Here is a 25925-nt window from a genome sequence, read left to right on the forward strand (position 1 = left end):
TCACCGCCAGCCCAGCTAGACCGCCTGATTGAGCGGCAGAGGCCTGGTCATCGCCCGACGGCCATGGCGGCTGGCTGCTTCGGGGGGCTTGCCTTGGGCAGGGCTGCAGCTTAGGTTGATGACATTGAGGGAAGAGCTCGCTCTCTTCTTCCTCGATATGGTGCTCCAGCAACTCCTTCATGACCTTCACCCGGCCCGCGAACTCGACGGTGCCGGTCTCGGTGTGCAGGAGATCAGGGAGCACCAGGGAGTCGACTGTGCGATGCTCTTCCTTGGCCTCGTAGTACATTTTTGCTTCTTCCTTGCCACCTGCTTGCTTGATCGCCGGGTAGAGAATCTCTTCTTCCAGCGCTGTATGGATCTGCAGTTCGTGCTCGATCCGATGCAGTAACTCGGCGCGCTTTTTCACTGCGCGCTCTGTGGTGCTGGAAAGCTCTTCCAGCAGCTTCTTCACCAGCTTGTGATCTTGAATCAGTAGATCGATCGCATTCATTGAATCACCTCATCACGGGCTAAATGCAGGTTCTTGCCTGTGGTTGAGTTGCTCTTTGTCAGTTGGGTTCCACTCCGTTGATGGCTGGCACTGCCGATAATTAGCAAACGAGTTGCATTCGTGCAGGTGATCGCAGCGAAGGCGTTGCGGCAGGATTGCGCAAAGGTTTTTCACGCCGCTGAGTGCGACGATGGCCGGGCCTGACTCATCGCATTTGCGCCGATCATCCCCTTCATCAGCCTTCGCCTGAACTTACCCGGCGCTGAGAATTCATCTGCATGAGGGTCGCAATCGCTCAGCCAGGCGGCCATTTCAAGTGTAGGGAGAGACAGCCATGAGTGAGCCTGTGACGTACTTTTGGGTTGCCCTGGCGGCAATTATCATATTGGTAGACCTGTGGGCGATCGTCAGCGTGTTTCGCAGTGACAAGACAGACTCCACCAAGGCGATTCAGCAAGCGGATGTTCCCAGAGTAGGGGGTTACCGGCTCAAGGCTTGTCCGATGGCGTCAATGAGTTGTTCAAGAGCCCAAGGTTTGAAAAGGAAGATGGTCCGAGGATCGAGTCCATCTGTGTCCAAGTTGAAGCCGGACGTGAAGATACAGGGCAAATCGGGCCACTTCTGTTGGATCATGGAGAGGAACTCCATACCTTTGATGCTACCAGGTAGTCCGTGGTCGGCGATGGCCAGAGAGAAGCTACCGTGCTGCTCTAATAACTCGATGAGCGCGTCATCGGCGTTATCGAATATGGTGCAGTCACTTCCCAACTCCCGAATGATATCGGACATCAATGTCCTCAACGTCTGATCGTCTTCCAGAACAAGTACCTTCATTCCGGTCAAAGACAGTCCTTTTGTCTCGAATTCCATAAGGCCTCTCGCCTGCAAAAAAGAGAGTTTTTCATGATCCTGGGTGGTAATCGACGGTAGCGTATAGCCATCGCGCTGTCTGCTTGCGCCGTCATATTTTTGAACAGAACACCGAAGCAGGACAGTTGCGAAGAAGGTAGTCTTCAGCGTGTGGATGCGAGTCTGAACGTCCAGAGATATTCTGAGCGAAGTTGCATGACAAAATTCCCTACTCAGCGTTATGGGTACGCTCAAGGTAGGGTCGGAACTCTCGCAGAAAAATTTCGAGGGTTTTCGGCCCAATCCCGTCCAGGCTGAGAAGCCAAGTTTCAAATTGACCGGTGTCGGATACTGTGACGACAGTTGCAAGCTTGGCGTGGAGCTCTGTCTCAAGGCTTAGCGCTAAAGCGTGCAGCCGCCGGGCTGTTGATTCGTCATAACGCGCATAGCCAGCCTGGCCCAGCAACCTTACAAGGACCTGGTGCGAGCATCCGGCCAGCTTGCTCGGTGAATCCAAACCATGTCTGTTGACCAAGGTACGATAGGCCTCCACTGCAGTGCTGGACCGAATCCTCTTTCCAATTAGAAAGCTGGCCAGCAGCCACTTGTAAACGCCGACTTCATAAGCCTCTGAAATGTCGATGCCCAAAGTGGCAGCGGTAACCGTAATCACCCTTTGGTGCGTCTCGGGTCGGCAGCACGCGGATACGTCCGTTCTTCCTCGATTGTTCCGTCGGTCTTGTGGATCTTGACCGAGGCGGTTTTCCCGTCGAAAAACTCGGAAAGGTGGCCGACCAATTCAGCCTTCGTAGCCGCGCGCTTGGAAGCACGTTCGGCACCGGCTTTTTTCAGCTCCCAACCATCGGCGGTCGGGCTCACGTGATAATTTTCCACGGCTCATCCTCCTATTAGATTGATTCGCCATCGTCCTGGATGTCTTCCTCAGCTTCAGCTGCATCCGTGGCGTCGGCATCATTCAACGGCGGAGACGTAGGCTTCTCCGGATCATTGATAAAAGGGACCTTGCTCGGCCCTTGCTCTTCAGAACCTTCTGTTTTTGGCTGCATGGTGCACCTCCTTTACCCACAGTTGGAGCGCTTCGCCGCTTCTACGTTCAGTTCGATCGGTTGCACCGTCTTTCCGATCCTATGCTGCTGGTAGACGTGTTCAGTTGTCTGGGCCCCGAGGTTCACACAGTTATTCAGCTGCCATGTTGCCTCGCAATCGATGTTGAGCCGGCTTGGCCGAGGTGGCGAGCACGTGCACCCCCCAGTTCATCGCGCGGGTCATTGTCTCGCCGGAGCGCTTGTCGAAGCACTCCTCAGAGAGCGGCTGACCGAGCTCATCGTAAACCCCGTGGGAAATTGCACCTGACTTGACCAGCCGTTTGCATCGGATTTGACCAGCGCACGAGTGGCAGGTATCGGCAGCTATGGGGCGTTCGCGACTGACCGCTAACGACCCAACGCAGCCCTTCGCGAGGTGCAGAGATCGGCGTCAGGAGCCAATACCTGCGCGATTGGATGATCTAGATTGCGTGAGCTTTGTATCCATGTAACGGGTTCTTTTCCCCTGAGCCAAACGTCTGCCATTCTGAAAAACCTGAACAGCGCTGTGCTCCGGTAGATACATGACTATGCCACCCGCCAGGTATTCAATCTCCACTGACGCAGATTCAGCAGGCGCCTCCACAAGCACCTTCACCGACGCTCGGCTATCAATCCAGAACTCACTTGAGGCGGGTTCGACTACAAGTAAAAGGCGGGCCGAGCCGCCGTTGATAAATTTCAATTCCTGCTCGTGTCTCATCGGTATCTCATTCGGCTCCATGAGCTCGAGCGATTTGGGAAGGTGTATTTTGTGACGTAACGGCAGCCGTTGAGCCCCGCGAAGGCAACTGAAATACACCCCCGGTCCGCTTAAAAACAGTTGATTGGCAACTCGAAAATCAGCATATGCATGTTCACATCGCCGTCCGGCTGTCCACGTTTTGCATCATGCATACCCTCGCGCAGACGTATCCGCAGGTCCTTGGCCACGCCGGACTGAACAACGTATCTAGCCTCTAGATCGAGCTCCTGATGCTGTGCGTCATCAGCGCCGTTCCAGGCTCCATAGTGGCTGTTGCCTGAACTCTGGATGTCGTAGCCAAATACGTATCGAGCCATGAAACTCAAGCCTGGGAAACCGCTTGCAGCCATGTCGAGGTCGTAGCGCAACTGCCAGGACTTTTCATTCGGCCCATTGAAGTCCGACGCCATTATCGGATTGCTCAGGTAAATCGAATTTCCGAAGGCTCCAGAACCGTTATTGCCAAAGCCGATGTAATCGAACGGGGTATCACCGATGATCCGCTGGTAAGCGATAGCCAGCCGGTGCCTACCAAAGGCATAGGAAATCTGGGAGGAGTAAGCTGTTGTGCGAATGTCGCCGGCGTTCGCCCGTCCTTCGTCCCGAGTGTGGTAGAGGTTCACGTCCAGGGCGAACCGGGACCGGTCATCCAGTTCCCAGAGGTAGTTGCCCCCTAGATAAGCTTGTCGCCAGAGGTCCTCGAACTCCGCGGCATAAGCACTTACGCCCCACTGTTTCTGGTCATAACGCCCACCGGCGAAGCTGACCGAATCGGTGGGTACAAATGCATAGTTCGCCCAGAGTTCACCTTTGTTACTGGTAGACGACGGCTCGGTGCCGGCCGTGAAACGTCCCGTCTCCAGAAGCAATCCCTCGACATCGCGGTTACTTAGCAGAATGCCGGTAGCCGTACTGGGAAACAGCCGAGTGTCCGACGTGGCAAAAACCGGATTCGTAACTTGCATCTGGCCGTAGCGAATTTCAGTGAGGCCGTACTTCGCCTTGATAAGCACACCAGCGCGGCCAAAGCTTCGTTGCGCCTCCCCCTCGTGGTTCATCTGGATATTGCCGTATCCCGCATGGCCATCCCCACCATCAAGCTTGAATCCGCTGAATCCATAAGCATCAAGACCAACGCCTACTACTCCCTGGGTGAATCCCGAGGCGAAGTTGGCTCGCATACCTAGCGAGACGTCGCGAGGGTCACGCCTGTCATGAGCGAAGCGATGATGTCCATCGCCCTTCATCTGGCTGTTGAGTACTGTGGATCTGCTTGTTATCACCAGGTGACTGTCTTCAATAAATCCATTCTCAGCATGCGAGTACGCGGATAAAAACAACGGACACAGGAGAACGAGCGGCCTATAGGCCGTTAAGGTCGTCATCAATCTACTCACCAGAAATCTATCTATCGGTTTTTTGTTGTTGTCGAGACAGTTGGTGTTACATGCGCGGCTTAGTCGAGCCGCTTGCCGACGGTTTCTCTCACCATCGCCAAGCCCACCAGAGTCGCAACGAGACAGACCATCACGTAGAACGCGGGCGCGTGTTTGTCGCCGGTGAGATCGATCAGGCCAGTTGCGAAGAACTGGGCAAAGCCTCCGAAAATGCACACACCCAGGCAGTAGACGAGCGACAGCCCAGTGGCGCGGATCGCGCGGGGGAACATCTCAGTCAGCATCACCATGGATGGCACCGTGATCAGTACGAGCAGGAAGGTGGTGGCGAACGACACGAACAGCAGGGTGCCCAGCGTAGGGAAGTGGGTCATCAGCATGAATGCCGGGTAGATCAGCAACAGCATCGGAATGGTGCCCATCGCGATGGTACGGCGTCGACCGATACGATCACTCAGGCGACCAGCCCAAAGAGACAAAACGATCTGCACGGCAGCCCCCAGGCAGGAAGCGCCGATGCCTGTCTGCATAGGCAGCTTGAGGACAGCGACCGTGTAGTTGGTCATGTAGTCCAGCACAATGTAGCTACTGGCGGTGCCACCGATGGCCATGAGTACCCCTGCAACGAGGGTGCGTCGATGCCGAGTGACGATCTGTTTCAGGACCGACGTTTCCTCGTCGCGGGTTTCACTCTTCTCCGCTGTTTCCTGAAGATGTCGGCGCATGTAGACACCGATGGGCAGAATGAAAAGGCCCACGGCAAACGGTACTCGCCACCCCCAGCTTTCCAGTGCTTCGGGACTTAAGCCGGTGGTCAGCGCCAGGCTGATAGCCGATCCCAAAAGAAAACTCAGTCCCTGGCTGAAGAATTGCCAGCTGCCATAGAAGCCGCGGTTGTTATCGCCTGCATACTCCATGAGCATGGCAGTGGATGCTCCGACTTCGCCACCAATGGCGAATCCCTGGATAAGCCGGGCGAGCACCACCAGCGCGGGCGCGGCGAGACCTATCTGGGCATAAGTTGGCGCAGTCGCCAGCACCGCCGACCCCAAAGCCATCAAGCTCAGGGTCAGCAACATGGCAGGCTTGCGACCCGCCCGGTCGGCGTAGGCGCCGATAACAATCCCGCCCAGAGGGCGCATTACGAAGCCCAACCCGAAGGTCGCCAGCGCCAGCAGCAGCTGACTGAGCTCACTTTGTGCCGGGAAATACTGGCGACCGATCAGTGTCGCGAAAAAGCTGAAGACGGAGAATTCGAAAAACTCCAACGCCGAGCCGATGGTGATCGCCGCGATTGCACGATAGGTCAGTGCTCGGGAAGCCGGTGCGGCTCCAGCCGCTTGGGATACGGTTGCAGACATGACAGGTCCTCTGCCTCGCAATTTGTACGAGGCTGGCAGTTAGCGATGATCAGGCCAGGAAGGTTTCAACCAGGCGTACCCAGTAGCTGGCGCCCAGCGCCAGAGCTTCATCGTTGAAGTCGTAGCCGGGGTTATGCACCATGCAGCCACCTTCCCCATCGCCATTGCCGATGACCAGATAACAGCCAGGACATTCCTCAAGGATTACCGCGAAGTCTTCGCTGCCAGTTAACGGCTGGATTTCGCCGATAACCGAATCCGCTCCGATCCAGTCGAGCGCTACTTGTCGTGCGAAGGCGGTAGGCTGTTCATGATTGAACAACGCTGGGAATCGCTGCCCCTCATCCACCGAAACGCTCGCCCTAGCTCCAAAGCTCTCGGCCTGAGACCGCGCGATCTTGGTGATACGCTCGATGAGTTCGTCACGCACCGTTGTCTTCAAGGCACGTACGCTCAACTGCAGTCGGCAGTGTTCTGGAATGACGTTGGGCGCGTGGCCGGCATTGAACGCGCCTACCGAGATGACGCCGCAGTCGAGCGGGTCTATGTTCCTGGCCACTACGCTTTGTAGCGCCATGACGATCGCAGATCCGGCGAGAATGGGATCAACGGCCTTGTGCGGCATGGCACCATGACCACCGACGCCATGGACATCGATAGTTACCGTGTCTGTCGAGGCCATGAATGGGCCGGTGCGAAAACCGAACTTACCGACTGCCAGGCCAGGCATGTTATGCATCGCGAATACAGCGTCGCAGGGAAAGCGCTCGAACAGCCCATCCTCAAGCATGCTCCGTGCGCCGCCATCTCCTTCTTCGGCGGGCTGGAAGATCAGATTCAGGGTCCCATCAAAATTCCCATCCGCAGCGAGAGCCTTGGCTGCCGCCAGCAACATAGCCGTATGGCCGTCATGCCCGCACGCATGCATCTTTCCTTCGAAGCGGCTCGCATAGGGCAGCCCGGTTAGCTCCTCTATGGGCAAGGCATCCATATCGGCACGAAGACCAACAGTACGCTGACCTGTACCTCGCTTGAGTTGCCCAACAACACCTGTCTTCCCGATCCCGCGATGAACTTCATAACCCCATTCCTGGAGCTTCGAAGCGACCAGGTCGCTAGTGGCGTATTCCTCGAAACTCAATTCGGGATGAGCATGCAGATGCCGACGCAAACCGATCATTTCTTCTTCGATGGCCTTGATGCCAGGTAGTACCGCAGAGTGGCTCATGATGTTTCCTTCTTGTTGTTCTTCGCACGGCTGGGCATGCTTGCGACCATCATAAAAAACCACCCTGCGCCTCAGGCAGCCGCAAAGAGGTTGGCCTGAAAACCAAGGGTTTACGCCGGAACGTCCAGTCTCATGAAACTGCATCAACTCCAGGCCCTCGTGTCCATTGCCGACAATGGCAGCATCCGTGCAGCAGCACGCAAGCTCGGCGTATCACAGACAGCTGCTGCGAAGGCCGTGCGAGAGCTCGAAAGCGAGCTGCAGTTGCCACTGCTCAACCGTAATGCCAGTGGAGTGGGCCTGACGCGCTACGGCAGATCCCTGCTCACTCACGCCCGACAGATGCTTGAGCAAATGGGGCGTGCCCAGCAGGAGCTCGCCCACCTCAGGGGCGAGACCGAGGGCCATCTACGCTTCGGAATATCGCCCTGGATGGGAATGTCCCTGCTCCCTGAGGCGGTTCGCTTGTTTCGCCTGCAGATGCCAGGAATCCGCCTGGAAATCTTCGAGGGATTGATGGCTGTGACGCTGCCGCGTCTGCGCGAGGGCACCATGGATTTCGCTATAGGATTGGTTTCCGCCATGCTGCCCCGGCCGGAATTCTCCTGCGAACCCTTGTTGTCCTACGAGATGTCAGTCATCGCCCGGAAAGGTCATCCAAAGGCAGGTAGTCGCTCGATTCACGAACTGCTGGACCAAGACTGGGCGGTCAACTATCCGGACACCAACCACGAAGACTTCATGCAAGAGCTCTTCTGGCAGCATGACGCGCAGATCCCTATCAATCAGATTCAGAGGGCCCAGTCATTACAGTTGATGCTTTCACTCATGGAGCAGACCGACATGCTGGGATATTGCCCTGAGCCCATGCTGACGGTGCCGATGTATCAAGAGCGTATCGTTCGGCTGAACTTGGCCGAGTCGTTCGCGACCGACACGATAGGCATCGTGACACCTCGCAATGCCCAGTTGGGCGCTGCTGCCCAAGTATTCGTCGAGTGCTTGCTGCAAACGATTCGCCGGCGAGCACGCTCGTCCAGGCCAGAGGACACTGTGTTGTTCAACACCCTCAAGCTACTGATCTGAGGTCAGTTCAACTACGCCACTGCAGACACGATTCCGTCCGCTGTGCTTGGCCTCATACAGATACTCATCCGCATCCTTGAGGAGGGTTTCAGAGCAAGGTTTGCCTCGGCCAGTGCCTGCGACACCGATGGAAACAGTGATGCTGCCTACGCCAGGAACTGCATGATCAGCTATTGATTGGCGAATCCGCTCAGCGATAGCCCTGGCTGCCTCGATATCCGTATCCGGCAACACGACAGTAAACTCTTCACCTCCTGCCCTGCATACCAGATCATTGGCTCTAGAGTTGATGCGAAGAATCTCGGCGACATGCTTCAGTGCAACGTCGCCCATATCGTGGCCATAGGTGTCGTTGACCTTCTTGAAGAAGTCGATGTCGAGAGCCAGTACGCAATAATTCCGTAATGAAGCATCTAGCCGGGCCAGCGAATCGGCCATGACTCGACGATTGGACAACCCTGTCAGAGGGTCTGTCCGCGCCTCCTCGTTCAGACGCCCGATCTTCAACTGCAGTAATTGAACCCCTACTAGCATCGCTCGGCGAATTGCAGCCGCATCGCTATACCAGGTGCGGATAGCCTTCAGTCGTTCGGTCGCATCGGTCGCTGATAATTGCGCCGCAATGTTTGATAGCTGTTGCAGCGGCCTTGAGATAAGGACTGCGCCAAACCAGATCATAAGCATCCCGAGCAAGCTGGCAGGCACCATTCCCAATACCATATCTCGCATCAGGACTTTTAAAGGCGCCAGGCTTATCTCTCGGGGTTGCTGCGCGACCACTGCCCAGTTGGCATCTGGCACTTGAGCATACCCCGCCAGCATTGGTACGCCTTTGTAATTGGCTACGGCCATCGACCCGCTCTCTCCCCGAAGGGCTGCATCTACCGTTTTGCTCCATCCCAGCTTTTGGCCGATGCGTTGCTCTTCAGGATGTGAGAGCAGTTGTCGCTGGCTGTCAGCCACGAACGCAAAAGTCCCTTCATGATGGAAGTGTCGACTGATGATGGTGTGCAAAGCACTCTGCTTTTGCAGATACACCGATCCACCGATCGCGCCAAGGTACTCTCCAGAAGCGTCGAAGATCGGCTGGGAGATCATTACGACAAGGTTGCCGGCAGCAGACATGTAGGCGGAACTGACCACCGGCCGGCGCGCAGCGAGGGATTCGTCGATTCCCGGGGAATGAGGCGTGGAGCCGTTGATCTGCATCGGATCCGGGTAGGCCTCTCTGATCCTCCCGGTCGCATCGATGATGGCAATGGAGTTGAAATCGGTATCCTGGCGTTGTAAGCGGATTGCTTCGGCTCGCAGCACTTCAGCATTTCCCCAATGCTTACCCAACTCATCGGCACTGAAGCGGAGATGACTATGGGCCGATCGCAGGAACTCGCCGATGCTGGAGGCGACTTTAGCAGCGTACGCGCGGTTGGACTCCAGGGCATGCTCGATCAATGCATCCTGTTGCACTCGGTAGGCCGTGACCAAGCTATTGGCCAAAGTCGCCAATACCGACACCATCACGAATATCAGGATCAACAAGCGTAAATGCAGTCTGCCTACCTTACCGGGAGGCTGGCCATCCGGGCTTGCAGTGGCGGACACTCGTTCCATCATGTATCTCCGTAAGGCGAGGGCTTAACCGGTCGCGCTGTTGTGTTACCGAGCCAGCAGGCGTGGCGGAGGTAACCGCCTCGCCTGAATAAGGATTGTGTTATCCGTTTTCCTGGCTACAGACACCGTTGGCGCCATGTTTGCCTGTGTAGGTCAGCGAGGCTGTACCGTCAGGGTTGATGCTCAAAGAAACGGTCACTCCGGCGCCCTTGATCTCGAAGTACTCGTCGCTGAATTTCTTCAACTGACCTTTTTTTCCGTTGATGTAAACCGGACCACCCTTGTCTGCGTGTACCTCAATCCCTCCTGGACAGGTGGCGTTAACGAGTGGAATTGCCGCACTTGCCATGCTCGAGAAGGCCAGCAGAGAAATAACCGAAATCAGCTTTTTCATGATGTTCTCCGATCGTTCAGTGAGTAAATCTGAAGGTTGTCACTTCAAAACGCTGTCACGCGTTGGGAAAAGTTGATGAATTCGGCGGCGGCCATTGGTCTGGCAAACAACCAGCCCTGGCCGAATTCGACGCCCCGGGCTTGCAAGAACTGCAACTGCCGCTCGGTCTCTATCCCTTCGCCAACCATGGCCAACCCCATTTCATGAGCTAGCGCGATGGTGTGTTCTAGCACCGGGTGGTCATCCACCTGATCAATGTGTTCGACAAAGCCCTTATCTATCTTTATCAGATCGACGGGCAAATGCTGCAGATACTGCAAGCTCGAGTAACCGGTACCAAAGTCGTCCAGTGCAACAAGATGTTGCCGCAGACGACTGGTCTCCAGATTCAAACGTGCTGGCTCCAAATCCAGTCGATCGTTTTCGGTAACCTCCAGCCAGACCTGCTGCGCATGAACCCCGGCTTCGGCAATTGCACCTCCCAAAATCTCGAGATAGCGACCATTACAGATGTCGGCCGCAGTCAGATTCAACGAAACATGCCGAGAGCGATCGCTACGCAGGTAATCGCCGAGATCAGAGCAGATGGCCATGATCATCCGGTCCGTAATGGCCTCGATCAGCCCCGCTTTCTGTGCAAGCGGAAGGAAACACTCAGGGGAGATCCAGCCGCTGACGGGATGCTGTAGCCGAACCAGCGCCTCCGCACCGCGGCATTGCCCGCTGCGCAAATCAATGATGGGCTGATAATGAGCCTGGATTCGACCGTGGCGTATAGCCTGTTTCAGTTCGGCTTGCGGGGATAACCGCTCAAGGGTTCGGCGCGCCACACTACGGAGTCCAAGCACTGCCAAAAACATCCCCACCGGCAACACCACCAGCAGGGTCAGCCACAATTGGCTAACCAGTTTCTCCCGCGACAAGGCAACCACGACATGCCAGTCCCCACGGCTGACTCTTCGATATAGGAAACCTTGATCCAGGTTCGATCTATCACCGTCATGGATCACGGAAAGTAAGCGGGTGAACGCGTCATTACTCCCTGAGCTCAACCAGCGTCCCATAGGAGTACCGAGTGCCAGATGGAAACCGGGCTCTAACGAGGTGTCCTTCAAAGGACCAGAGTCCAGCAACAGATGGAAAGCCGCATAGCTGAGTGTGAGCAGATCATCTTCTGGCCCAACGTTCTGCGTATAACCGGGCAGGTAGACCGATACACCGTCTTGAGTCCGGAAGTCTTCTTCGGCGTCGGGTATCGGCTGCCGTGATACGCCAGACGTGCTGCAGGCGAGCACCTCTTCTTCGGCGTAACCAACCGATTTGACAGAGAGGGTATTGAGCACAAGCAAGTTCATCTGTTCGATGCCCTCCGGTGAGCAGGCCGGGAGTTGCGAGTCAGCTACATGCCTGAGGGCGTCGCTAGCCATGGCGATGGTCTGGTCGGCACGCTGTACGGCAAGCTCAGCCAGAACATCCAACTGCCGTTCGGTGCTTTTGAGCACCATAAGCCAGGCAAGGCCGATACTGCATCCCAATGCAACTGCTACGCAGAGGCCACTCGTCAAAGCACCGGCCATTACTATCCTTGAACGTTTCATAAAGATCTCCGGCGGAGCAAAACCAGCATGTCCTTGAGGATGCCCTCTACCGAGGGCATCCACTGCCGGGTTTACCAAAGGATGCGGTAGCCGACCGTTACTTCCAGCGGCTGCTCAATCTTTGGTCCCTGCTCGTAGTGCACTTCGAGCATGACCTTCTGCCGCTCGCTGAGCTGGACGGTGGTACCAAGGCCATAGTCGGTCCGGGCGCCTGGCAGCGAGTTTTCCAGTTGATGACCGTCTACCGTCACATGGGTTTTGCCGGCCAACTCCTCGATCTGAGAGACGCTGATGTAGGACTGGATGTGAGAGCCGTTTTCCATGATGAAATCGCGCCCGGCACGGCCGCCAAGTCGGCCCTCGACAGACTCCTGCGCCTGGGCATCGACCTTGAGGCCATCGCTACTGGTGTAGTGCGGACCGTCCAGGTGTACTGCGGATATCTGCGCTTGTGGTTCAACGAACCATCCATCTCCCAGGACGAATTGACGGCCTACTTCGACACTGGCGCCGTAGGCGTTGCCGTCATAACGGCCACGCACCCTGTGACCCAGGTTGTCGGTGACTTTGACTTGGCCGTCGAGGTGGTCGTATTTCACTACGGTATCGACATACAGTCCGGTGTCACCGATCCAGGTGGTGTACAAACCAACCGATCGACTGTCGATCACACCCTTGCTGCGCTCGCCGAAATCCTGCTCGGAGCGGGCAGCGCCCAGCATGCCGCCGACATAGAGACGTCCGTTGCCATCCGTGATAACGGCGTCAGCACCCAATTGCGTACCGTTGATGTTCTGGTCGAAGGCCCGACTATCGTTCGCCTTGAGATGCTGTTCAGTGGTCATCGCCCGGGCCCACAAGCCGCCCTCGTCCTCGCCGAGACGGAGCTCGCCAAGACGACGATTCAAGGTGCCCATCTCGTTATGCCAGAGCCCAGCTGCAGCAGTTTGCATTCCGAGAGCAGCGTTCGCTCCTTTGGAGAGGCGTTGATTTTGCGGCAGGTGTGGAACCGACTGATTTGGCTGCGACGGGGTCAGGGTAGCCATCGCGACGTTAGTACTAACCGGCGTTGGCACCGATTGAGCCGGCAGCGACGGATTCAGGGCCGTCATGGCGACGTTACTACTCACTGGCGTCGGTACTGATTGAGCCGGCAGCGACGGGTTCAGGGAGGTCATGGCGACGTTGCTGTTCACAGGCGTCGGTACTGATTGAGCCGGCAGCGACGGATTCAGGGCCGTCATGGCGACGTTGCTGCTTACTGGCGTTGGCACCGATTGAGCTGGCAGCGATGGGTTCAGGGTCGTCATGGCGACGTTGCTGTTCACAGGCGTCGGTACCGATTGAGCCGGCAGCGACGGATTCAGGGCCGTCATGGCGACGTTGCTGCTCACTGGCGTTGGTACCGACTGAGCCGGCAGCGACGGATTCAGGGCTGTCATGGCGACGTTGCTGTTCACAGGCGTCGGTACCGACTGAGCAGGCAGCGATGGGTTCAGGGCCGTCATGGCAACTGTGCTGCTCAATGGCGTTGGTACCGACTGAGCAGGCAGCGACGGATTCAGGGCTGTCATGGCGACGTTGCTGCTCATCGGCGTTGGTATCGCCTGGTAGGGCCGTGCGGGAGCAAGTGACTGTATGGGCACAATCTGGCCAGTCTCCGCCAGATACCAGTCACTGCCCTGGCGCTGCAGGCCGTAGCGATAGGCGCCAGCGTCCACATGGCCACCCAGGAGACTAAAGGTGCCTGCGCCACCGCTGCTGGCAACTACTTTCAACGGTGCGCCATTCGCATCATGGCCACTGTCCGCGACCATCAGCTCATGTTGGCCGCTAACCGAACCCTGTACCGAGAGCAAATCCCCTTGGGTACTGGAAAGATCGGTTTTCATGAGGAAGCGTCCGCTACCGCTAAGATCGCCATGGACGGTCAGCACCTCGAAGTTGCTTCCGCCAAACATCACATCCGAATTGGTCAGGCTGAGATTGCTCACAGCCGAACTGCCCTTCAGCATCCAGCGACTGTTATCCAGATCCATGTCCAACATGCCACTTCCGGGCGCTTGCAGCAGGGTGTCGCCTCTCAGTTCACTGTTGCGTGCCGTCAGGTCGAAGCGGCCGTCGCCATTCACTCGCGCGAGTTCCACTGCGCTGACCTGAGTCGATTGCAACTGCGCTTTCAATTCGCTGCGAGCCCCCACAAGGAAGGACGTACCCTGTGATGAGATGAGGTCACTGTCGTCCAGCAAAGCCAGGCCCTGGCTACCCGGTTGGGTTTCAAAAAGAGCTTGCGGACCGGCGATATGGCTGCCACGCAGTTGCAGGTAGCCAACGCCAGGGGCCTGGGAAGAGCCTTCGAAAACAACGGTGCTTCCGTCAAGGTTACCGACCGAACTATTGGCCAGGCTGATTCGACTTGCTCCTTCCAGGCCGAGCGCTGCCGCCGACGAGCCGGTGGCGAGTACCTGGCTGCGCTCCAGCTCTATAACGCCATCACTGGCAACCCTTGCAGCTGCTGCATAGCGTCCCTCGGTCAGCAACGAACCGTCGGCGACGCGAATGCTCGATCCTGTTGTTGCTCGCAACGCAGAGGCGCGTTCACCCAAGGTATGTACCGTGCTGTTACCAAGCAGATCGACCCGGCTTTTCTGCTGGATGTTCACACCATCACTGGATGCACCTTCGGTAAAGATGCCGGTTCCCTCCAGTGAAAGAAGGCCGCTTGAGTTCGATGCAAGCACACCCGCGCTTTCAGCTTTATGGGTATGAATCAATGTGCCGTTGACGACACCAGCTTGGGTATTGTCGACCTCACGGATACCGGCACTGGACATCTCGAAGGTCTCGATTGAGCCTCGCGCTACGTTCAGCGTGGCATTGGCACCCATGTCGACGCCGGGACTCAACACGCCAAGGGTACGCAGGTCCATATCGACAAGATGCAATTCACCATCACGTAAAAGAACCACTGGACTGCGTCCCCCGGAGGTTTGCAGCACGCCGGGGCCTACCAGATCTGCGCGGCTCGCACCGCTGATGCTGATCACTGGCGCAGCGCTACCGAGGGTCAGGCCATTCAGGGACTGAGCCATTAACGCTGCGGCGGCTTGCATATCGATACCTGTGCCCGAAGCATTTCGAACCGAAACGCTATCAATGGCGAAGGTCAGCCCCTGCAGGGAGATCGCAGGATTGGCGCTGGTGACATCAACCTGTTTGCGAACCAGGGTGCTGACAGATGATTGGTTGTCGAAGCGAAGCGGGGTCGAGTAGTCCGCAGCCATTGCCGAGCCGCTGATCAATGCCGCGACCACCATCGCTATGGGTAGGAGGCGATGCGGCGGATGACGAGGAGTAGCCATGGTGGTAGAGGCATTATGGGTTTTCATGATCTTCGTCCTGAAGGTAGGTGACTGTTGCCACCATTCTTCGCAAGGACGTCTTTCCGGGAGAGACGGAAGCCAGTCACGGCTTGTAGGAAAATGACTACACAGCTCTGCCCCGCATGCGTAGAGTGTCCAAAAGCGCCTACAAGGACAGCGTCATGGCTCGCATCCTGATCGCCGATGAGCACCCCTTCACCAGGCACGCATTGCGTGGGCTGCTGGAAAATGAGCGACATGTCATCGCTGGCGAAGCGACCGACGGGCTCGAAGCCTTGAGCATGGCCGCGAATCTCAATCCGGATCTGCTGATCATCGATCTCGATCTGTCTCGCATTACTGGCCTCGATGTGATCAGTCGGCTCAGGGCGCGAGGGAGCCTCATCCCTATCCTGGGATTCAGTACCCAGGACTCGGAGCATTTTGTAGGCCGTTTTCTGCGAGCCGGTGCATCAGGTTTCGTCAGCAAACACCAGGACAGCCCAATACTCAGTGAAGCGGTAGGGGTTTTACTGCGAGGGCAGACCTACTTTCCCAGCAGCATGCTGGGTACGGTCAATCGGCACAGCGTGCAGGAAGACGATGCGAAGCGGGTGGCCTCCCTGTCCAACCGGGAACTCAGCGTTCTCACGCTGCTTGCAACGGGTTACGACAATCACGAGATAGCGAGTGAACTGACGATCAGCGAGAAATCGGTCAGCACCTATCGTGCCCGGATACGCGCAAAGCTTGGGGTATACAGCTTGTTGGACTTGGTCGATTTTGCTCGGAGAAATCGCCTGGCAGAGAGTGCCAGCCAAATGGCGCCTCCCGCTATTGAAACGCTGGCAGTCACTGATATGTGGCGGTCGATGGTCGAAAGTCTCCCTGGCGCCTTCTATGTGCGCGATACGCAAGCCAGACTTCTGTACGCCAATCCCGCGCACCTACGCATGTATCGCGCCGATCTTGAGCAGGTTCAGGGCACAAAAACCACCGAGGTTGATTGGTATAACCCGGCTGATGCGAAGAACATGCTGGTTTTTCTTCAACGTGCTATTTCCGAGCGACGCTCTTTCGACAAAGACATTGAGTTGACCATCCATGGGCAGCGGCGGGTATTGCACCATTGGGGTACCCCCTACCTTGATCCCGAAGGCAATATGCTGGGGATGATCTGCTGCAGTACCGACGTAACCCACAGATATGAGCAATTGGATGCATTGCGCGCCAAGTCTCAGGCCAGCGAACTCGATACCCAGCGATTGACTGAGTTGCTTGTCAGTCTTGGTGAGAGCATGGAGGCGGGTTTGACTACCTTGAGCCAAACCCTACTGGATGGTCAGGGCGATTCGTCGTCCCTTGCCCGAGAACAAATCAGCGAGCTTCAGGAAAAGTTGAAGACTGTGATGATCGCTGCCACACCCTCCAAGGAGCCCTCATCTAAGCTCGAGGCAGTCAACCTGGCCGGGTTTGTTCGACAAGCCTTGATGCGGTCCCCGAGAAAAGCGGCAAACAAGGGCGTCATAACACGCATCGATTCTGATCTGCTCTCCGATAACCTGGTACTGGTCGACACAGGGATGCTCGGCCAGCTTCTGCACCATCTGGCGAGCTATCTATCCGAAGTGATCTCCGACGGTGAGCTTCATTGCTCCCTGTACTGTACGACTAAGCAGAACAGCTTTGGTGCCAGACTCACGTTCAGAAGTGTGTCTGTGAAAAGTGAGCCGCTCCGTTCCTACTCATTGAGTGAGCTCAATGCATCCAGCGAAGCACGGTCCGATGATCGGGCGCCTCTAGAACTCATAATTGCGCGACAGCTGGCTGCTCGACAGGGAATGGAAATCAACATTTCTCACCATAACCCGTGCGAGTTCGTCGCCCATTTACACATGCTTCTAGAGCGCCCCATCAACTAGTCCACCTCAGCCCTCAATCAGATTCCATTTCAAGCTAGTAAGAATACGGCCGAGATGTTCGTCTAAGAAGAAGCTGTCCTGTAAGCTAGGAGTCAGCACCTTGTTGAGGCTTCAGCAATAAAGCGGAATGGGGGTTTGATGACGCTATACAGACTCGTCTCGACACCTGGGTTACCTAAGCTTCAAGCAACCAGCCCCTGCAAATTCTCGATTAGCTCCTTCAGCTCAAAACGCTGATTGCCATCCTCCTGATAGGCCGAGCACTGAAGAATCTGGGCGGCAGTCATCTGCGGCCAGAACTTGTCGATCACATCATCCGCTTTGACGCGTACTGCGGTACCGATAATTTTCTTGGCATCACAGGTTTCAGTGAACGTCACCCTTACCCCGGTGAGGGCATTGATCATATCGGGACACAGGTAGTTTTCGATTTCTCGTTTACGGGTCGAATAGAAAGAGCGCCCCCTGGCTTCAACCTCCTGCTTGCGCTTTTTAATCACCGCCACCTGCTCTGGAGCACCGCCAATATCCGAGTCCAGGAACACGCACCAAGGGAGCCCTAATTCATCGGCTAGATTTAAGGTCACCCAGTGCTTAACGCTGCCACAGCCGCCAACTAGGATCGGGACTATTCCCAGATCCTCGAGACTGGATACGAGGTGCCCATCCGTCTTGAGCACGTTCGCAGCATGGCGGAGGAAGGTGACGTCGGATTTCCCTTCCACCAGCACAACCCCCTTGGCTCGCTCCATCCCGGTTTCCGGAAGCACACCCAGGCTCTCAGCTGCCTCCCGGAGAACATCGTCACCTGGCAGCTTGACGATGGGGATACCATTTTCATCCTTGGTCACATAGCGGATACCGCCCACTGGCATCAATCCGGCCAAAGCTGGCACATGCGTCGTGACGATAATTTGCCGATTGGAATGGTTGGATAGCTCGAGCAGCGCTTTCATCAGCATCACCTGATAGTTGGGATGCTGCGACGTTTCGGGCTCTTCAATGGCGTAAATCACATCACGCTGAGTGCCGACGACGGCCTTCTCTGCCTCAGCGCGGAAGAAATTGAGCAGGATCAGACGACGAACCCCACTGCCGCGTTTGTTGATAGGAATACCGTTCTCGCCATCCAAGGTGAAGTTGAAACTCCACTTGGGTTTTTCCTTGAACCTGGGAGTAAGCTCGTTGGCCAGTTCGGGAGCCATTTCCCGCAGCTTATCGAGGGTACGATTCGCAACGTCCAACACACTGGCCTCGATTCGCCTCTCCAGTTCGCTGATCTGTTCCTGGAGGTCTGCCTGAGCTTCCTTGACTGCCTGCTGAAGCGGATTCTTAGCCTCAGCGTCGCCGTCGCTGCTCTCCCGGTCCGCCTTGAATAGCGCGAAAACCGGCAACTGGGCTTCGATTTTTTCCCAAATGGACTTGCTATCGGCCGAAAGACCTTTGCTTACATCAAGCAGGGTTTCCTGGCAGTCTACTTGACCTACGGCTGCACGGATGGCTTGACGCCAAAGGGCAGCGACACGCTTGTCCGCCACTTCGGTAACGCCGCGCTGCTCAGCAAGTTTTTTTAGATCCGCCATTTTCAGACTCAGCAGGTTTGCCAAGTCCGCGTCAGATGGGTGCTGACAGCGAATGGCGGTGCGGTCCAATTTACCAGTGCTGGCCTTGAACGTTTTGACAACCTCCAAGGCGCCTTCTGCGTTCAGCAGATACTCCTCCGCCAAAGTGGTCTCGGCATTTTCGTCCAGCACCAGTCGTTCAGGTAGAGCATCAAACTCACAGGCGATCTCGAATTGTTCCGCGCCTTCAGCAAGGCTGAAGCAGTTCATGTCGCTCTTGTCGGCCTTGGCACCATCGGTCTCGAAGAAAATGGCCAAGGCCTCCAGAATGGTCGATTTGCCGTAGTCATTTCGCCCAACAATGCCCGTCATCGCTTCATCAGTTGGGATAACCGTGGTGGTGCGGTAGCCGCGGAAATGAGTGAGCTTTACGGATTTGAGACGCATCGTGATTTCCCTATCTGAATAATGCTCGTGCGCGATAAACCCAACGGGCTAGAGGGCAAACTGCCAGCAGTCTAGGCTGTCATTCTCCGGCGTCAAACATCACATAAAAATGCTGCTATCCAAGGATAGAAGGTACGCCTTTAGATGGTGATGCATCGCTGCCATTGAATTGCCCTTGGATTCCTAGGCCAAACCGCGCATCGCCCCCTCATCTAGGTTTTCTTGGCCTATCCGAGTCTGTCCGCCCCACATATTGTGCGAATGCTGCTTGCGACTCTGCAGTCGTGGGAGTTGGTGCTGGCTTGCGTCGTGTGGCTTTGGCTTGAGGGCTTCGGCTCGCAGCCTCAATCTGCTTCACTGCTTCGCGCTCCCTCGGAGTCATGGACGAGTCAATCATTTTGATGGCACTACGCTCATCGCGATCTTGCAGAGAGAAACGAAGAACGTTGGATTTTTGCATAGCAACAGCCCCAAGGGGCGAGTACAGATCCTTCCGTTTCGTCCCTCTGGGGCCTTCGACTGCGATCCGGACTAGCTCCGCCAAATCTTTCCTATTGGCCGAATACCCAAGGGATAGATATGCCTGTTTGATGTCCACAAGCCCAATGTGACGCTGTCCGGCCTTGCGACACTCGATATAAGCCAGCGCGAGTAACTGCACGACCAATCGTTTAATTCCGAAGGTTAAGTGGTAAATCTCCACACATAACTCGTATTGCGGAGCTCGAATCTGACCGCCGCTGACTCTCACACATTCAGCGATATAGTCCTTCCAATCCTGACCGGTAGGGTCGTCCGGAAGCATGTCCCTCGGTTCGACCATCAATCGCTGCTTATCCTCGGAGGGCCGACCATCGAGCTTGTGCAGCAGGCTGTAATTCGTCGCATAGACCATGGGAATGCCTATACGAGCCATATAGAGAAGCATGCCAGTCACCAAGGCCACGCCGCTGCCTTCAGTGACATGCTGTGCCTCGTCCAGAATCAGAAGCGAAACTCCATGCCTAGAGCCAATACGTCGACATGAAGTCAGTAGTTCTCCCGTGCTCATGCTACGGTCGGCGGGCTCAGACCCCAACGCAAAACCCGCCAACAGCTGCTTGAGGCTGGCCTTGCCTCGCGCACTCGCGTACCAATGAGAAATCAGCGTCACGCTGTCTTGGAAGTGATCGCAGTAAAACTCCAGCGGCCCCGGCAAAACCTTCCTCAGCGCCTCAATGGCCTTGGATTTACCGACACCGGCAAGACCGGTCAGGCAGATGGGGGCAACCGAAACCTCGGATGAGTCATACAACTTCGCTACGTAGTCACGTTCACTTGCAAACAAGCACCGGCTGAAAATATCTGCGCGACCCACCATTTCCTGAATGAACGACAGCGAGAACTGATTCGGCAGATAGATTCGCTTCAGTGCTTCCGAAAGCGCTATTGACGCGAGCACGGGATCCAAGGAGCTCAGATCTCCGGTGGGCGTCGGCCGAACAGTTACGAGCTGTCGGATCTTCTCGATCTCAAGACGTCCGCTAAATCGCGAGTCAATCACGGAATTCATCGCGCTTTACCTGTGACTCGAGAATAATCAGCTTTGTCCATTCTGGCTGCCGCATTCTTCGGCGCCTGGCCGCGCTTGCGTATTCCACCGTCCCAGCTTTTGCCGGTGGCCTGTTCGTAAAGATCATGAATGAATTGCCTTGTAGCCGGGATCTCATCCCGCAACATCGCTTCATTGTCTCGGCGGCGCTGACCTAGCATACAGAGGTCGTTAAGGGTGATATCGATCGTGTGTTCTACGGTCTTTGTGGAACGCATGACGTCGAGCTCGTAGAGGACGCCCTGAACCTCAATCCAGATATGCCTCACGCACATGGTCAGGACGTAGGCTGTAGCCTCAATGACCCCGTGCCTGGCTACACGATCAAAGACGCCTGTGTCCACCAACGCTGCGGATCTGTACTTACGCTGATGCAAGCAAACTGCATCCCTGGTGATGGTGACCGGAATGGGGGTCAAGAAGGTCCTTACTGCCGTATCGAACTCCATGGACATTGAAGAGTTTCGACCACGAGCATCCCAGTAGTCCCAAATCGCCTGGGGGGTCGGCCTTACTCCTGCCAGAACCATGTCATCATTCAGCCGGTTTTTGGCATTCGAGGTCGTATTGTCCTCCAACACCTGAAAGAGCTCGCGCCTAGCCAACTCAATGAAGTTCTTATCGCTGTGAAAATGACTTGGCTGTTCGTCCGGTTGCTTGTCTCGCGGATGTGACGACTCGACGGTTGCCTTGGATTGACCTGCGAAGGTGGGCGTCAGTTCGAGTGTCCCGAGCCAGTTAATTTCGGGTAAGCAGTCAAAAGTTGCTGCTGGTCCTTTATCAAAGATGATGTCTCCAGACAAACCTTCAGACCTCCAATAATCGGGCTTTAACTCAGCACCGAACAGGTCGAAGAACTTCACCTTGTTGATTGCCATGCAGAAAAGTGCCATACGATAGGCCTCCATCGTCTCGCGCTCATGAGCAAAACCGATTCCAATAACAGCTCCAGATTGACGACAAACTGCGCGCAATACGCAGTATTTGCTCTGTGCGCTTCCTTCTAGCAAGCCGGACGGGTGCTCAGAGATGTAGAAGCCGTCAAACTCAACCACTTGATTCACATTGACGATTAGTTCCGAAAATTCACCTTCAGAGCCAGAGACAGCGCGACTCCCGTTACGCCCTTTGAGGGCCAAGGTAAGTTCGCGGGAAGTCGTCTGCTTCTCAATCGCATACCAAAATTGCCGAAAAGTCGGAAAAGGCTGCCCCTCAGGCTGGATAAATTCATGCCCGCCATTCTTGTTCTCAAGAGCGACACAGCGAAAATCCTTGGTCAGAACTGTTCTATAAATTTTATCCTGCGTTTTGTACGGAGATTGTTCTCGTAGAAATCCCTTCAATATTGTTTCCCGCATCCTCCGGTTCGCTGGGTAACCAGAATTCTTACCCTTACGACTTGGCCTTCCCAGCTTTTTATTAAGCGGCGAGTTCTCGCGGTCCCACTTGCCAGCCGCATGCAACGGAGGCAATAGAGCCCACAGATTCCTCCCAAAAACTATGTAGGTGTAGAACCAGAGCCTTACCCGGGTCGGGTGCTGCGGCGGGGCTAGAGACGCAGCGTGCTCTCCGATGAGGGCGCTAGGTTTTGCACTGCTCAAAATCTTCTGCGAACTTGCAACCAAGTCGGCAATGGCCAGATATCTACGATTTACTTTTTGGAGATAGGTTTCTTTAGTAGATCGGCGTCGGGCCTCCAGATGTTCGATTGAGAACCCATGAATGTTGGAAAGCCAAGGCGGAAATTTTTCCGGAGGACCGTCCTCCACCAGTAGGCCATCCTCGAGAGCATCCTCAAACTCGATTCTGCCTAACGTAATCAGTTGAGCGGTAATCTGGTTTTTTCCCTCATTGAAAAAAACCAACCGGACACGATTGTTGAGCCCATCGCTGAGCAAGAAGTGGTAAACGGCGCCTTTCTGCAAAGATTTGTGACCTTCGGGCGCAACGATGCGTGAGCCAATCATCATGAGGAATGCTCCTCAAACAATGAGGCATAGACCGACAAAGCATCAGGCCCACTAGTTGAAAGTGGCTGATCGATCAGGATTGGGTCAAGCAGGCTGACTGGCAGGTGTCGGTGCCAAATATCCTGATAGATTTTGCAGATAAACTGATCTCGCATCCCCCAATCAGCGGCGTACTTCTGTGCGACGAGCGCCGGCGGCACGCCCTTTTGAACGGCCTCCATCACGGCACTGCTGAAATCTTGCAGCAAACTGGGCTCAAGCCGCAGCGGCAACGCGTGCATGGGGAAAAGTAACCCGAGATTTTGGATGAGCATTAGATCGAGCATGTCCAGTGAGACCTGAACGGTCCTGATGCCCGCACTTGAGTAATGAAGTTCCTCCAAGGTTGCTCGGAGCTCGGCCTTCACGCGATCCTTTTTCTGCTGAACTGGTGTCTTCGCCTGACCGCTTCTCCTTTCACCAAACGCCTCCTTTTTGTCCTTGACCGTCCAGTTCAAGGCATAGGGACCATTCTTGCCATGCAGGTACAAGAGAAGATCCCCGACATAAGGGAATGCCATATTGCGCCTTTCGCCATCCGGCCCTTCCACATCGACCTGGTAGTGCTTGAGGCCTATCTCATCCGCGATCTCGAGAGTCCCTCGCAAAGCAGGTAGGAAAAGATCGGGAATCAGAGGGTGACCGAAAAGAGGATGCGAGTGCGTGATCGGCCACAGCATTCTCTGCTCGTGCAGATCGAACAGATTCGGGTGATACAGAGCTAGCTGCGCAAACAGCCGTTCCGGGCGGGACAAGGTGTGGACGGTGCGACCAAGCAAGCGGCTATTGAGTCGGCTGAGCCTGGAACTCCTTGGTGCTTCTCCGGGCACAGCCAGGATTGAGGGTGTGTACAGATCACCCCATTTGAAACCTTTTTGGCGATCCACGATCTTTTCAAAGCGTTGCTGCGGTGTCATCACAATGGTCCGTTGTCGTGAGATTGCCCACGTCGCTTGGCTGGGGATAACAACCATGCAATTCGGCAAACCCTTGTCCTGCGGGCATGAGCCCGCACCTGGCGCTGTGGATAACGCCAATCTTCTTGTGGACGAACGAAATCGTGCGGGGCTTGACGCCTCACATGCGCGGGATAGACAATGGACAAGTCAGGATTGCGTTCTGATTTATCCACAGAGGCCCAAGGTGGCACTTGGGCTTTTGTCTATCTGACTTCTTTAGCGCGATCTGCTAGCTAGGTCATGAAAAATCCTCGATTTCGGCATCCCCAGTGCGGGATACGTCTAGTGTTCGTTAAGGTGCTCTTCAGCACCGCTCTCCGTCGTAAAGCTTTGCTTTAATTGCATTAGCTAAACAATCAATGTTACCGCTCGATTTTATTTTCTGACAATAGAAAAAGCGTTCTCTATGCATCTAAATATCTAATCTCCGGCAATAATCTAAAAAATTAGATTTGTCTACCAACAATTGTTGGCGAAATTCTATCCGTGGCGTCGTGTAAATCTCTGATAACCGCTTATTAGCAAGCTTATTTCTAAGCGGTATTATCACAAACAAATATCCCATGAATATGATAGGAGCTCAGGTGCGCTTAACAGGATACCTGCCATGCCCTGTCAATCATCCGTTAGCGCCAAAAATTTGATCACCAAGTGGATGGAAGATGAGACCTTCTACAGCATCTGCAGTCGTCAGCACTATTTGCTGGGCTGTCCGACTTCAGCGTCGATGCTGAACTGGCTGTTTAACTCAAGCTCCGCAACTACTACCCATGACCTCCCGTACAACCTTTTGGCGCTTAACTCAGCAGCAAAAAAATCTTGGGGTGATCCAAGGTCGATAATCTTAGAACACACGATACTGCCGCTTTTCTTGCCATTTCAGTCAAGCCAGCACGCAACGCAAGCCCTGAGTGCGATGAAAAGTCCAACCCTAGGATCACTCAAATATAAGCTGGGACTGCTTACAGGCCGATTCGGAGCAGAGCATCCACTTAAAGCATGCATGAGTTGCATGGAGGCGGACTTTTCCAATCATGGATTTACCTATTGGCACTTAACCCACCAGTTTCCTGGAGTCTTGGTCTGCCCCATACATGGGGAACAACTGAGAGAGAGCTGCTATAACCGGCAGTGGTCCAGGCGCTTGCAATGGGTACTACCTATAGAAAGCACACTCGCACCAATAGAACGACAACGGCTTCCACAGCAGTCTTCAGAGGCGCTCATGCATCTCGCCACTGCTGTACTAGATCTAGCGGCCTGGGGACGTGTCCAGCAATTTCGCGCAGAAATAGTGAGAGCGATTTATAGGCAAAACCTATGTATTGAGCCTCAGAAAAAAGCAATCTCCTTCGCCAATTACTGCAAACTAATTCAACCCTATCCACCACTGAGATCATTACCGTCAACCCCTCAGCATGCCCAAACATTCTGGGCACAGCTCATAAGAAATCGACATGGCCACAGCCACCCCCTAAAACACCTAGCGGTGATCACATGGCTGTACGGATCTGTTAGAACATTTATAGAGGCGTATGATCATGCTGTATTTCTCCATACAAGTGATGGTCCGTCTCAAGAAGATCAACTCCCAGCTGCTGTCGTATACAAAACTGGCAGCCAGACTCAAGACTTCATCCAACCAATAAATCGAAAGCCCAAAATACTAAAGCCCGAAATTCGCGCCAATATCTTGAAGAGGCTGCGTTGTGGAGAGGAAAAGAACCTCGTCTGTGAGATTTTCGGTATTACTGTGTCCACATTAAACAAGCTACTTCGCTCCGAGCCCGATGTACGCCAAACATGGCTGAAAGAACGCGCAATGGCAAAGGTTAAGGAACACAGAGCGATCTGGGTAGCTGCGATGAATCACGATCCCAAACGCAGTCCCAAAGAAATTCGGGAGTGTCTCCCAGGCGTATACGCTTGGCTGTACCGAAACGACCTGGAGTGGTTGCTTTCTCGAACACGGGAAATGCCGTCGGGGCGGCGAGGAAATCACGCATCGGTGGATTGGGCGAGACGTGATGAAGCGCTCCTCGAATTGGTGGAGCTCAAAGTGCTTGAGCTGAAAGAAACAGAGCCAAGCCGGAAGATCATCAGGTCCATACTGTTTTTCACATGCCCCCCACTGGCGCCAGCACTTGAAAATCGACACCGATACCCTCGGACCAGAGCTTACCTCAAAGGCTTGATTTAATTTCA

At 55.2% G+C, this 25925-nt stretch carries 19 protein-coding genes and 1 pseudogene; 3 read left to right on the top strand and 17 right to left on the bottom strand.

Translation table 11 applies throughout. The annotated features are described in order from the left end of the window. Positions 1 to 127: 127 nt before the first annotated feature. The 9 genes and pseudogenes from PSEMO_RS23340 to PSEMO_RS23375 form a co-directional block, all read right to left on the bottom strand. Positions 128 to 493 (bottom strand): annotated as a pseudogene (locus PSEMO_RS23340) (hemerythrin domain-containing protein); the annotation flags it as partial. A gap of 480 nt (positions 494 to 973) precedes the next feature. Next, the gene (locus PSEMO_RS23345) at positions 974 to 1363 is read right to left on the bottom strand and encodes a response regulator (protein ID WP_075805317.1); all 390 of its coding nucleotides are present in this window, start codon (positions 1361 to 1363) and stop codon (positions 974 to 976) included. 208 nt (positions 1364 to 1571) lie between these two features. Next, the gene (locus tag PSEMO_RS23350) at positions 1572 to 2015 is read right to left on the bottom strand and encodes a DNA methylase (protein ID WP_075805318.1); all 444 of its coding nucleotides are present in this window, start codon (positions 2013 to 2015) and stop codon (positions 1572 to 1574) included. After that, on the bottom strand, positions 2012 to 2236 hold the full coding sequence (locus PSEMO_RS23355; protein WP_075805319.1) for a DUF2188 domain-containing protein: 225 nt from the start codon (positions 2234 to 2236) through the stop codon (positions 2012 to 2014). Before PSEMO_RS23355 ends, PSEMO_RS23350 begins: the two co-directional genes overlap by 4 nt. 14 nt (positions 2237 to 2250) lie before the next feature. Further along, positions 2251 to 2409 carry a hypothetical protein gene (locus PSEMO_RS33580; RefSeq protein ID WP_177454456.1) on the bottom strand — a complete coding sequence of 53 codons (159 nt, stop codon included), beginning with the start codon at positions 2407 to 2409 and terminating at the stop codon, positions 2251 to 2253. Positions 2410 to 2839: 430 nt separating this feature from the next. Beyond that, positions 2840 to 3151, bottom strand: coding sequence for a hypothetical protein (locus PSEMO_RS23360; protein ID WP_075805320.1), 312 nt, complete (start codon positions 3149 to 3151; stop codon positions 2840 to 2842). A 110-nt stretch (positions 3152 to 3261) separates the two neighbouring features. Continuing rightward, positions 3262 to 4578: an OprD family outer membrane porin gene (locus PSEMO_RS23365; protein WP_086937257.1), complete on the bottom strand. Its 1317-nt coding sequence runs from the start codon at positions 4576 to 4578 to the stop codon at positions 3262 to 3264. A gap of 71 nt (positions 4579 to 4649) precedes the next feature. Beyond that, a complete protein-coding gene (locus PSEMO_RS23370; RefSeq protein ID WP_075805321.1) occupies positions 4650 to 5951 on the bottom strand; it encodes an MFS transporter in 1302 nt (433 codons plus the stop codon). Positions 5952 to 6000: 49 nt separating this feature from the next. After that, positions 6001 to 7179: a M20 aminoacylase family protein gene (locus PSEMO_RS23375; protein WP_075805322.1), complete on the bottom strand. Its 1179-nt coding sequence runs from the start codon at positions 7177 to 7179 to the stop codon at positions 6001 to 6003. A 132-nt stretch (positions 7180 to 7311) separates the two neighbouring features. Between PSEMO_RS23375 and PSEMO_RS23380 the strand changes: the two genes are divergently transcribed. Then, positions 7312 to 8265 carry a LysR family transcriptional regulator gene (locus PSEMO_RS23380; protein ID WP_075805323.1) on the top strand — a complete coding sequence of 318 codons (954 nt, stop codon included), beginning with the start codon at positions 7312 to 7314 and terminating at the stop codon, positions 8263 to 8265. On the opposite strand, the gene PSEMO_RS23385 is transcribed toward PSEMO_RS23380, so the two are convergent. The 4 genes from PSEMO_RS23385 to PSEMO_RS23400 form a co-directional block, all read right to left on the bottom strand. After that, positions 8254 to 9876 carry a sensor domain-containing diguanylate cyclase gene (locus tag PSEMO_RS23385; RefSeq protein ID WP_075805324.1) on the bottom strand — a complete coding sequence of 541 codons (1623 nt, stop codon included), beginning with the start codon at positions 9874 to 9876 and terminating at the stop codon, positions 8254 to 8256. The two genes, PSEMO_RS23380 and PSEMO_RS23385, sit on opposite strands and share 12 nt — an antisense overlap. Before the next feature lie 100 nt (positions 9877 to 9976). Then, the gene (locus PSEMO_RS23390) at positions 9977 to 10270 is read right to left on the bottom strand and encodes a hypothetical protein (protein ID WP_075805325.1); all 294 of its coding nucleotides are present in this window, start codon (positions 10268 to 10270) and stop codon (positions 9977 to 9979) included. Positions 10271 to 10314: 44 nt separating this feature from the next. Further along, positions 10315 to 11868, bottom strand: a complete 1554-nt coding sequence (locus tag PSEMO_RS23395) for an EAL domain-containing protein (RefSeq protein ID WP_075805326.1) — start codon at positions 11866 to 11868, stop codon at positions 10315 to 10317. 71 nt (positions 11869 to 11939) lie between these two features. Next, the gene (locus PSEMO_RS23400; protein WP_075805327.1) at positions 11940 to 15257 is read right to left on the bottom strand and encodes an autotransporter outer membrane beta-barrel domain-containing protein; all 3318 of its coding nucleotides are present in this window, start codon (positions 15255 to 15257) and stop codon (positions 11940 to 11942) included. A 155-nt stretch (positions 15258 to 15412) separates the two neighbouring features. Here PSEMO_RS23400 and PSEMO_RS23405 point away from each other — a divergent pair, with 155 nt between their 5' ends. Further along, positions 15413 to 17152 (top strand): response regulator, encoded by a 1740-nt coding sequence (locus PSEMO_RS23405; RefSeq protein WP_075805328.1) that lies wholly within the window; start codon positions 15413 to 15415, stop codon positions 17150 to 17152. 182 nt (positions 17153 to 17334) lie between these two features. Here PSEMO_RS23405 and PSEMO_RS23410 read toward each other — a convergent pair whose 3' ends face one another. The 4 genes from PSEMO_RS23410 to PSEMO_RS23425 form a co-directional block, all read right to left on the bottom strand. Then, on the bottom strand, positions 17335 to 19161 hold the full coding sequence (locus tag PSEMO_RS23410) for an AAA family ATPase (RefSeq protein WP_075805329.1): 1827 nt from the start codon (positions 19159 to 19161) through the stop codon (positions 17335 to 17337). Between the two features lie 208 nt (positions 19162 to 19369). Beyond that, on the bottom strand, positions 19370 to 20713 hold the full coding sequence (locus PSEMO_RS23415) for an ATP-binding protein (protein ID WP_075805330.1): 1344 nt from the start codon (positions 20711 to 20713) through the stop codon (positions 19370 to 19372). Further along, the gene (locus PSEMO_RS33885) at positions 20710 to 22722 is read right to left on the bottom strand and encodes a transposase (protein ID WP_075805331.1); all 2013 of its coding nucleotides are present in this window, start codon (positions 22720 to 22722) and stop codon (positions 20710 to 20712) included. The genes PSEMO_RS23415 and PSEMO_RS33885 overlap by 4 nt, the downstream gene beginning before the upstream one ends. Further along, entirely contained in the window at positions 22719 to 23678 is a 960-nt protein-coding gene (locus tag PSEMO_RS23425) for a transposase (protein ID WP_075805332.1), read from the bottom strand. Before PSEMO_RS23425 ends, PSEMO_RS33885 begins: the two co-directional genes overlap by 4 nt. A 697-nt stretch (positions 23679 to 24375) precedes the next feature. Between PSEMO_RS23425 and PSEMO_RS34375 the strand changes: the two genes are divergently transcribed. Then, on the top strand, positions 24376 to 25920 hold the full coding sequence (locus PSEMO_RS34375; protein WP_372239138.1) for a TnsD family Tn7-like transposition protein: 1545 nt from the start codon (positions 24376 to 24378) through the stop codon (positions 25918 to 25920). Positions 25921 to 25925 lie beyond the last annotated feature (5 nt).

Source organism: Pseudomonas putida, from assembly GCF_001941965.1.
GTDB lineage: Bacteria > Pseudomonadota > Gammaproteobacteria > Pseudomonadales > Pseudomonadaceae > Aquipseudomonas > Aquipseudomonas putida_L.

Bases quoted from the DNA above. Each gene is read 5' to 3' on its own strand.
- PSEMO_RS23345 (WP_075805317.1), bottom strand. From the start codon at position 1,363: ATGGAATTCGAGACAAAAGGACTGTCTTTGACCGGAATGAAGGTACTT.
- PSEMO_RS33580 (WP_177454456.1), bottom strand. From the start codon at position 2,409: ATGCAGCCAAAAACAGAAGGTTCTGAAGAGCAAGGGCCGAGCAAGGTC.
- PSEMO_RS23360 (WP_075805320.1), bottom strand. From the start codon at position 3,151: ATGAGACACGAGCAGGAATTGAAATTTATCAACGGCGGCTCGGCCCGC.
- PSEMO_RS23365 (WP_086937257.1), bottom strand. From the start codon at position 4,578: ATGACGACCTTAACGGCCTATAGGCCGCTCGTTCTCCTGTGTCCGTTG.
- PSEMO_RS23370 (WP_075805321.1), bottom strand. From the start codon at position 5,951: ATGTCTGCAACCGTATCCCAAGCGGCTGGAGCCGCACCGGCTTCCCGA.
- PSEMO_RS23375 (WP_075805322.1), bottom strand. From the start codon at position 7,179: ATGAGCCACTCTGCGGTACTACCTGGCATCAAGGCCATCGAAGAAGAA.
- PSEMO_RS23380 (WP_075805323.1), top strand. From the start codon at position 7,312: ATGAAACTGCATCAACTCCAGGCCCTCGTGTCCATTGCCGACAATGGC.
- PSEMO_RS23385 (WP_075805324.1), bottom strand. From the start codon at position 9,876: ATGGAACGAGTGTCCGCCACTGCAAGCCCGGATGGCCAGCCTCCCGGT.
- PSEMO_RS23390 (WP_075805325.1), bottom strand. From the start codon at position 10,270: ATGAAAAAGCTGATTTCGGTTATTTCTCTGCTGGCCTTCTCGAGCATG.
- PSEMO_RS23395 (WP_075805326.1), bottom strand. From the start codon at position 11,868: ATGAAACGTTCAAGGATAGTAATGGCCGGTGCTTTGACGAGTGGCCTC.
- PSEMO_RS23400 (WP_075805327.1), bottom strand. From the start codon at position 15,257: ATGAAAACCCATAATGCCTCTACCACCATGGCTACTCCTCGTCATCCG.
- PSEMO_RS23405 (WP_075805328.1), top strand. From the start codon at position 15,413: ATGGCTCGCATCCTGATCGCCGATGAGCACCCCTTCACCAGGCACGCA.
- PSEMO_RS23410 (WP_075805329.1), bottom strand. From the start codon at position 19,161: ATGCGTCTCAAATCCGTAAAGCTCACTCATTTCCGCGGCTACCGCACC.
- PSEMO_RS23415 (WP_075805330.1), bottom strand. From the start codon at position 20,713: ATGAATTCCGTGATTGACTCGCGATTTAGCGGACGTCTTGAGATCGAG.
- PSEMO_RS33885 (WP_075805331.1), bottom strand. From the start codon at position 22,722: ATGATGATTGGCTCACGCATCGTTGCGCCCGAAGGTCACAAATCTTTG.
- PSEMO_RS23425 (WP_075805332.1), bottom strand. From the start codon at position 23,678: ATGACACCGCAGCAACGCTTTGAAAAGATCGTGGATCGCCAAAAAGGT.
- PSEMO_RS34375 (WP_372239138.1), top strand. From the start codon at position 24,376: ATGGAAGATGAGACCTTCTACAGCATCTGCAGTCGTCAGCACTATTTG.